Genomic DNA, 7,614 nt, shown 5'->3' with positions numbered 1-7,614 from the left:
AACCTCCTCGCCGACGACCCCAACGAGGTCGGAAACGCGGTTCGTAACCTCAACGACGTGGTCGGCGACGTCCAAAACTTTGTGGCCGACAACGAAGAGTCGCTCGGTACCACGTCGGACAAACTGGCGTCCGTGACGCAGGCAGTGAACGACAGCCTCGACGACGTCAAACAACTCCTGCATGTCGCGCCGACGGCCTTTCAGAACTTCCTCAACATCTACCAGCCCGCGCAAGCCACGCTCAGCGGTGCACTGGCGGTCAACCAATTCGCCAACCCGGTTCAATTCCTCTGTGCGGCAGTGCAGGCCGCTGCCCGTCTGGGCGCCAAGGAATCGGCGAAGCTGTGCGTGCAGTATCTGTCGCCGATCTTCAAAAACCGCCAGTACAACTTCCCGCCGCTGGGCGAGAATCTTTACGTCGGAACCGCCGCCCGCCCCAACGAACTCACCTACAGCGAGGACTGGCTGCGGCCCGACTACGTTCCACCACCACCACCTGCGTCCGCCCCGGCAAACCCGCCGGCCCCGGCACCTGGCGCCTCGCCCTTGGCAGCGGAATCACCTGGCGCGCAACCGGTTCCGACCAATCCATCCGACGGCCTGCGCGGGATGATGACGCCACCCGGAGGTGGACGATGATTAACCTGCCGCACCGGATCCGCGTTGCCACCGGACTCGTGGCGCTGCTCGTCGCGGCCACGCTGTCCGGATGCGGTTTCCACGGCGCGAACTCGTTCAAATTACCGGGCACCAAGGGCGGCGGCGCGGGCGCATACACCGTCCAAGCGCAGATGCCCGATGTGCAAAACCTTGAACAGAATTCCCGCGTCCGCGTGAACGATGTCACTGTCGGCACCGTGACCAACATCCAACTGCAAGGCTGGCACGCCCTGGTCACCATGTCGATCGACGGGAATGTCGATCTCCCGGCCAATGCAACAGCCACGCTGGGTCAGACCAGCCTGCTGGGCTCGGTGCATGTGGAACTGGCACCGCCTGCGGGGACATCGCCGAAGGGCACACTGAAACGTGGATCCGTGATTCCGCTGGCGTCCGCCGGTGCTTACCCGTCCACTGAACGGACGCTGGCGGCAGTGTCGTTGTTGGTCAACGGGGGCGGCCTCGGTCAGATCCAGGACATCATCAAGGCGTTGAGCACCGGTTTCACCGGTCGCGAGCAGGATCTGAGAAGCCTTCTCGGACAACTCGATAAGTTCGTCAGCTACCTCGACGACCAAAAAGGCGACATCATCGCCGCAACCGAAAGCCTGAACAATCTGGTCGGTCAATTCGCCGACCAGAAGCCGGTGATCGACAAGGCGCTCAAGACGCTGCCACGCGCGTTGGCCGTGCTCAAGGACGAGCGGAAAAACCTTGCCGACGCACTCGGCGAGCTGAGCCAATTCGGGGCGCTTGCCGCCGACTCTGTGAACAGGATCAAGTCAAACTTGGTCAAGGAGCTCAAGGATCTCGGTCCGGTCGTTCAGTCACTGGCCGATGCCGGGCCGGCGTTGACTCGCTCGCTCGGGTTCTTCGGAACCTTTCCGTTCCCCAAGGACACCCTCAGCAAGTGGAACCGCGGTGACTACGCGAACTTGACTGCGGTCCTCGACCTCACGCTGAGCCGGCTCGACGCGGGATTTTTCACCGGCACCCGGTTTGAGTGCAATCTGACCGAGTTGGAGCTGCAGTGGGGGCGCACCATCGGCCAGATGCCCAGTCCATGCATGAACGGCAGCCAGTACAACCCCGGCAACCCGTTGGTCGTCCCCTACCACTTCGACCAGGGGCGGTGACATCGTGTTGTCGAAGCGGACGAAAATTCAATTGTTGGTTTTCGCAGCGGTGAGCTTGATCGCCGGCACCATCATGTTTTTCGCCTATATGCAGGTTCCGACCGTATTTTTCGGAATAGACCGGTATTCGATCACGGTGAAGTTGCCCCAGGCTGGCGGCCTGTATCCGGGCGGAAACGTCACCTACCGTGGAGTCGAGATCGGGCGGGTGCGGGCCGTGCGCCTTACCGAGAGCGGCGCCGAGGCGGAGCTGCAGATGGATTCCGACGTCCACGTCCCCGCCAACCTCGATGCCCAGGTGCACAGTGTTTCGGCGGTGGGCGAGCAGTACGTCGAGTTGCTGCCACGCACCGGGAAAGGGCCATCACTCAAAGACGGCGACGTGATCCCGGTGGAGCGCACGTATGTCCCACCGGACATCAACTCGCTGCTGGCGGCGGCCAACCGCGGCCTGTCCGCGATCCCCCGTGACAACCTGAAAACGGTGGTCGACGAGGGATATGTCGCTTTCGGCGGGCTCGGCCCAGAACTCTCCAGGCTGGTAAATGGGGCGTCCAATCTGGCGATCGACGCCCGCAAGAACCTGGATGCGCTCACTGTTTTGATCGACCAGTCGAAGCCAGTCCTCGACAGCCAAACCGCGTCGTCGAGTTCGGTACAGGCCTGGGCCGCCCATCTGGCGACCATTACGTCGCAGCTACGGAACAACGACTCCGCTCTGGCGGGCTTACTGCAGAAGGGTGGCCCAGCGGCCGACCAGGCGCGGCAGCTCATCGACCGACTCAACCCCACGTTGCCGATCGTGTTGGCCAACGTGGTCAGCGTCGGCCAGGTGGGGGTCACCTACCGGGACAACCTGGAAGCCCTGCTGGTCGAGCTGCCGCAGGGCGCGGCCGACATCCAAGCGGTCGGCGTGGCCAACCGGAACACCAAACAGTCTTACCTCGGCGCCTACCTGAGCTTCAACCTGAACCTCGGCTGGCCGCCCGCCTGTACCACCGGATTTCTGCCGGCCCAGCAGCAGCGGGCCGCCAGTTTCGAGGATTACCCAGATCCTCCGAAGGGCGACTTTTACTGCCGGTTGCCGCAAGACTCGATGCTCAATGTGCGTGGGGCGCGCAACTATCCGTGTGAGACCCGCCCGGGCAAGCGCGCCCCGACCGTCAAGATGTGCGAGAGCGATCAAGCGTACGTTCCCCTGAACGACGGATGGAACTGGAAGGGCGATCCGAACGCGACGTACACGGGGCAGGGTGTCCCGCAGTTCAGGCCGGGCGAGGAGCCGCCGGGACAAGTGCCGCCTCCGCTGCCGCCCGGTCCGCCCCCGCCGCCGATAGCGGCCTTTGAATACGACCCAGGCACCGGAATGTACGTGGGACCCGACGGCCATGTGTACTCACGAGCCGAGCTGACCCCGGGTGCTGCAAAGGAGAAATCATGGCAGAACATGTTGATGCCGACACCGAAGAAGTGAGCGATCCGGGCCAGCCCGAATCAGTCATGTCCGACGAGACCGGCTCCCAGGCGCCGGAAGTCGAGCCGAGGGACGTCGAAGATTACGACAGCGCGGTTGACGCCGTCGTTGACGAAGATCCCGATGACGTTGCCAGGCAAGCCAGGACGATGTCGCCGGTACGGCTGGCCACATTGGTGGGCGTGGTTGCGATCCTTGCGTCGACCTCGGTGGCCGGCTGGTTTGGCTATCGGGAACATCAGGCACGACAGGCCCAACAGCAGACCGATCTGCTCATCGGGGTTGCGCGTCAGGGCGCCCTGAACCTCACCACGATCGACTGGCACCATGCCGACTCCGACATACGACGCATTCTGGACTCGGCGACAGGCGCTTTTCACGACGACTTCGCCAAGCGCTCCCAACCTTTCATCGAAGTGCTCAAAAAGGCGCAGTCGAAGTCAGTGGGCACGATCACCGAGGCGGGCCTCGAGTCGCAATCGGGCGACGAGGCCCTAGTGATGGTTGCGGTATCCGTTGTCAGCACGAATGTCGGTGAGCCCGAAGCGGAGCCGCGGCATTGGCGAATGCGAGTCTCGGTGAAAAAGGTGGGCGACGAGGCAAAGGTCTCCAACGTCGCATTCGTACAGTGAGGACGCCGAAACTCGGCAATCGTCGGGTAGCGAGCCGACCGACCAGAAAGGGTGCCATCCCCATGCGGGTTGCAACCGAAACCGAGACTGACACCGTCACCGGCCAAGAGCCAGTCGAGGTCTCCGCGAAGACAACACGGCAGTCGGCGATCGAGAACGAGCCCGAAGACGCAGTGGACGTTGTGGAATCGGAGGGTGCATCCTCCGAGGACGCTCACACCGAGGACGCCGAAGACGCTACGCCGCCGGCCCGTTGGCGCCGAATCAGGTGGTCACGGGTGTTGGCCTTCGGGGTGTTGCCGGCTCTGGCTCTGGTGATCGCGGTGGCCGCAGGTTTTCTGAAATGGCAAGACGGGTGGGTCCGCGGATCCAGAGTCGCTGGCATCGAATCCGTTGCGGCCGCGAAGGACTCGACCATCGCGTTGTTGTCCTACCAGCCCGAAACCGTCGACAAGGAGCTAAAAGCCGCCCGGGACCGGCTAACCGGCAGCTTCAAAGACTCCTACACACAACTGATCCAGGACGTGGTGATCCCCGGCGCAAAAAAGCAGCACATCTCGGCGGTTGCCGTCGTTCCTGCTGCCGCTTCGGTCTCGGCGACTCCAAAGCACGCGGTAGCGCTGTTGTATGTCGACCAGACTGTGGTCGTCGGCAACGACGCGCCCACCGATACGTCATCTATCGTTCGAGTGACGCTGGACAGAACCGATGGCCGGTGGCTGATCTCGGCGTTCGATCCGATCTAGAGCCGTGTGACCGACGCTGACGTCTTGCGTGCGCGCATCACAGGGTGATTTGGGTCGGGCCGAAATCCTGACACAGCGTATACGGCGGCACGAAGGTGCTCGCGCACCCTTGGCCTCTCAGGACGTAGGTCGCGCCGGGCTGATAGGGATAACGCACCTCCGCCGGGTCCTGGCCATTCTTCGATGCGCACTCACCCTGCGTCCCCGAGCCGGCTGCAGACAAGCACACCACCGACAAGTTAGGCGTGGCATGGATTGTGCACGGTCCAGGCCGCATGGTGGCTGACACGACGCTCAGTCCAGAAACTTGAATGACTTTCGGTTGCGAGAGGATGAAGGTGCACTGACCGGTACCGTCATCGTCCGACGGCGTCGCGTGCGCGACGCCAGCGGGGTGGGCGACGAGATACGCCATCAATAGACCGGTGAGCAATGCCATCGGGGATTTCGAAAGGGCTCCCGAAAAGCGTTGTCCGACAGCTCGTTTAGTCAGAGACGACATTTATCCTAACCTCCAATAATCGGCGGTCGCCTTCGATGAAATTCGCAAAGGACACTGATTCGGGGCTCGGGCAACACGTTTCGCACCTCAAACCGTCTTAAGCGTTGCCCTGGTCCGCGAGGCGCTCCAAGGGCGACAACGCCGCATTCAGGCGTGCGCGATCCTCTTGACTCAGCGTCATCAGCATCGCTGTGAACTGGCTATGCCTGGTCGCCAGAGCATCGCGCCGCATCGCATGGCCGTGCGGGGTGATCCCTACCACGACCGCCCGCAGATCAGTGGGATCGTGCGATCGCTCGACAAGTCCCAGTTTCTCCAATCGACGGATGGCCACCGTAACTGTTGGGGTGCGGACGCGTTGATGGGACGCCAACGCAGTCATACGCATGGGTCCGCACTCCTGCAGGGCCATCAGAATCGATAATTGCGCCAGTGTGAGATCTCCAGGCACGATGCCGCCCGGATCGCGACGGCCCAACACCAGGAACACTTCTGATAAGACCTTGTGCAGCTCTCCCGCGAGGGCAGTGGCCTGCTCGTCAGCTTGCGTAGTTTGCTGACCGCGAGTGGAGCTCGTCGGTATCGAGACTGCGGTTTGCAACGCCATTACTTCCGCAGACCCGAACTGGTGGACGGTCCTAATGATGACATGCGGGAATACTATCCGTTATATAGTTTGATGTCTCCAGAAGCGGTGCCAGCTCGCATGTCAGCTCAGGAGTATGGAGCCGTTCTTACGTGATTGCCCCGGCGATCTTGAGTTCAATGAGGCGGTCGTCGTCGATGCCGAGTTCGCGCAGGACGTCGTCAGTGTGCTCCGCGAACTGCGGCGCTCTTGCCAGGTTTGCCCGATCATCGTCGAACTTGACTGGATTGGCCACTAGCTTCTGCGGATGACCCTCGGCATCAACGATTTCGGCGATGCGACCGTTGGCCGTCAGTGCTTCGTCATTGGCTATTTCCCAGGCGTCCTGTACCGGGGCCCATTGGCCCCTGCCCTTGCGTAATAGGGTTTGGCACTCGGCGAAGGTCAAGTTGCCGATAGCGTCTTCGACGATCTGCTGCGCAATGTCGCTGTGTTCGGCCATCGCCTCGATCGAGATGAACCGAGGATCTTCAGCGAGATCGTGCAGGCCCATCAGCTGGCAGAACTCCGGCCAGTAGCGGGTCGGCTGCAGCATCGACAACTGGACGAACCTTCCGTCCGAAGTCCGGTAGGCGCCGGTGAGCGGGTTGCCCGGAGCCTGGGTTCGGCGCTCTATCTTCGGCAGCGGGCCGTCCATCAGCATCGCCATGTTCACGCTGAATTGGGTTGCCCAGGCGCCGACCGCGAGGAGTGAGACGTCAAGAACCGACGGTTCCCCCGTGACCTGTCGGCCGTAGAGCGCCGCCGCCACGCCTCCGGCAATGGTGATCCCGCCGATGTTGTCTCCGTAAGCCCCGGCGGGCATGAACGGGGTGTGTTCGGCGTCGGGTGATGTCAGGCCGTCCGCGCTGCCACCTCGGGCCCAGAACGCCGTCGCGTCGTAGGCCCCGGCGTCGCGGTCGGGCCCGTTGGAGCCGAAGCCGTTGCCGGCGACATAGATGATGTCGGGGTTGACCCGGCGGACGTCGTCGACGTCGATGGACAACTTCGTCCGCGACGACGGCAGGTAGTTCGTCAGGAACACGTCGCTGCGCCTGATCAGTTCGTCCAGCAGGGGACGCGCTTCGGCGTTGTCGAGTGCCAGTCCGACACTGCGCTTACCGCGGTTAGGCGCCTCCATAATCGGGGCGAACGACGATCCGGGTACGGTCGCCGCGGCGCCCAACACCTTGACCAGCCCACGCTGGGCATCGCCGGTGACAGGGTGTTCGATCTTCACCACGTCGGCGCCCCAGTCGGCGAGCACCGCGCCTGCCGATGGAACGAAGGTGAACTGGGCAACCTCCAGAACGCGAACTCCGTTGAGCGGCTTACGCATCAGATGTCCTTCACGTGGGGGTGGGCGCGGTGCCCACTCAGTGCATGATGTCTCGGACCTTCGTCTTCTCATTACCTTTGAGCAGCTCCGCGCCGGCGTTCTCCATGTGTCGCCGCCAATGCGCCTCGGCCTCATCGCCCTTGCGCTCGGCCACCAGGTCGGCGAGTCGGGTATATGACCGGATCAGCTTGGTGTACTGAGCCTTCGGCACGACATTTTGGACGCTGAGAAATGCTGCGGTCATATGCTTTTCGAAGATCTCGTGCAGCATGCCGGCGATCACGGTCAGCGTCGCGTTGCCCGACAGCTCCACCAGTCGACGGTGCAGTCCGGTCGACGCTGCGGCCAGCTTGCCCGTCTCCCACGCAGCGGGGATCTCATCGATGAGGTCGCGTAACTCGCGGTGGGCCGCAGCAGTGCCGTTTTCTGCGAGTAGTCGGGCGGCATACGGTTCGATCCCCATCCGTGCCGTCATCACGTCCGCGAGCGTCGTTCCCGCC

8 protein-coding genes and 1 pseudogene are annotated in these 7,614 nt (G+C 62.8%); 5 read left to right on the top strand and 4 right to left on the bottom strand.

Annotated elements, in window-relative coordinates:
* The 5 genes and pseudogenes from VN856_RS24235 to VN856_RS24215 all read left to right on the top strand — a co-directional run.
* Positions 1–639, top strand: a pseudogene (locus VN856_RS24235) (mammalian cell entry protein); the annotation flags it as partial.
* A complete protein-coding gene (locus VN856_RS24230) occupies positions 636–1,796 on the top strand; it encodes a virulence factor Mce family protein (protein ID WP_325694005.1) in 1,161 nt (386 codons plus the stop codon). The pseudogene VN856_RS24235 and the gene VN856_RS24230, both read left to right, overlap by 4 nt.
* 1 nt (position 1,797) lies before the next feature.
* Positions 1,798–3,270 carry an MlaD family protein gene (locus tag VN856_RS24225; protein ID WP_325694006.1) on the top strand — a complete coding sequence of 491 codons (1,473 nt, stop codon included), beginning with the start codon at positions 1,798–1,800 and terminating at the stop codon, positions 3,268–3,270.
* Positions 3,234–3,902 carry an Mce protein gene (locus tag VN856_RS24220; protein WP_325694003.1) on the top strand — a complete coding sequence of 223 codons (669 nt, stop codon included), beginning with the start codon at positions 3,234–3,236 and terminating at the stop codon, positions 3,900–3,902. The genes VN856_RS24225 and VN856_RS24220 overlap by 37 nt, the downstream gene beginning before the upstream one ends.
* A gap of 62 nt (positions 3,903–3,964) precedes the next feature.
* Positions 3,965–4,648 (top strand): hypothetical protein, encoded by a 684-nt coding sequence (locus VN856_RS24215; protein WP_325694000.1) that lies wholly within the window; start codon positions 3,965–3,967, stop codon positions 4,646–4,648.
* Between the two features lie 37 nt (positions 4,649–4,685).
* Here VN856_RS24215 and VN856_RS24210 read toward each other — a convergent pair whose 3' ends face one another.
* The 4 genes from VN856_RS24210 to VN856_RS24195 form a co-directional block, all read right to left on the bottom strand.
* Positions 4,686–5,087: a hypothetical protein gene (locus VN856_RS24210; protein ID WP_325693997.1), complete on the bottom strand. Its 402-nt coding sequence runs from the start codon at positions 5,085–5,087 to the stop codon at positions 4,686–4,688.
* A 160-nt stretch (positions 5,088–5,247) separates the two neighbouring features.
* Positions 5,248–5,757, bottom strand: a complete 510-nt coding sequence (locus VN856_RS24205) for a MarR family transcriptional regulator (protein ID WP_325693995.1) — start codon at positions 5,755–5,757, stop codon at positions 5,248–5,250.
* 127 nt (positions 5,758–5,884) lie between these two features.
* A complete protein-coding gene (locus VN856_RS24200) occupies positions 5,885–7,114 on the bottom strand; it encodes a CoA transferase (protein ID WP_325693992.1) in 1,230 nt (409 codons plus the stop codon).
* A gap of 37 nt (positions 7,115–7,151) precedes the next feature.
* Positions 7,152–7,614: FadR/GntR family transcriptional regulator (locus tag VN856_RS24195; RefSeq protein WP_325693989.1), on the bottom strand; the 463-nt coding region annotated here is incomplete at its 5' end.

Source organism: Mycobacterium sp. (assembly GCF_035603715.1).
GTDB lineage: Bacteria > Actinomycetota > Actinomycetes > Mycobacteriales > Mycobacteriaceae > Mycobacterium.
Note: the sequence above shows the minus strand (reverse complement) of the source record. Positions and strands in the feature narration are given on the sequence as shown.

Coding starts and splice junctions, on each gene's coding strand:
- VN856_RS24230 (WP_325694005.1), top strand. CDS start 636: ATGATTAACCTGCCGCACCGGATCCGCGTTGCCACCGGACTCGTGGCG.
- VN856_RS24220 (WP_325694003.1), top strand. CDS start 3,234: ATGGCAGAACATGTTGATGCCGACACCGAAGAAGTGAGCGATCCGGGC.
- VN856_RS24215 (WP_325694000.1), top strand. CDS start 3,965: ATGCGGGTTGCAACCGAAACCGAGACTGACACCGTCACCGGCCAAGAG.
- VN856_RS24210 (WP_325693997.1), bottom strand. CDS start 5,087: ATGGCATTGCTCACCGGTCTATTGATGGCGTATCTCGTCGCCCACCCC.
- VN856_RS24205 (WP_325693995.1), bottom strand. CDS start 5,757: ATGGCGTTGCAAACCGCAGTCTCGATACCGACGAGCTCCACTCGCGGT.
- VN856_RS24200 (WP_325693992.1), bottom strand. CDS start 7,114: ATGCGTAAGCCGCTCAACGGAGTTCGCGTTCTGGAGGTTGCCCAGTTC.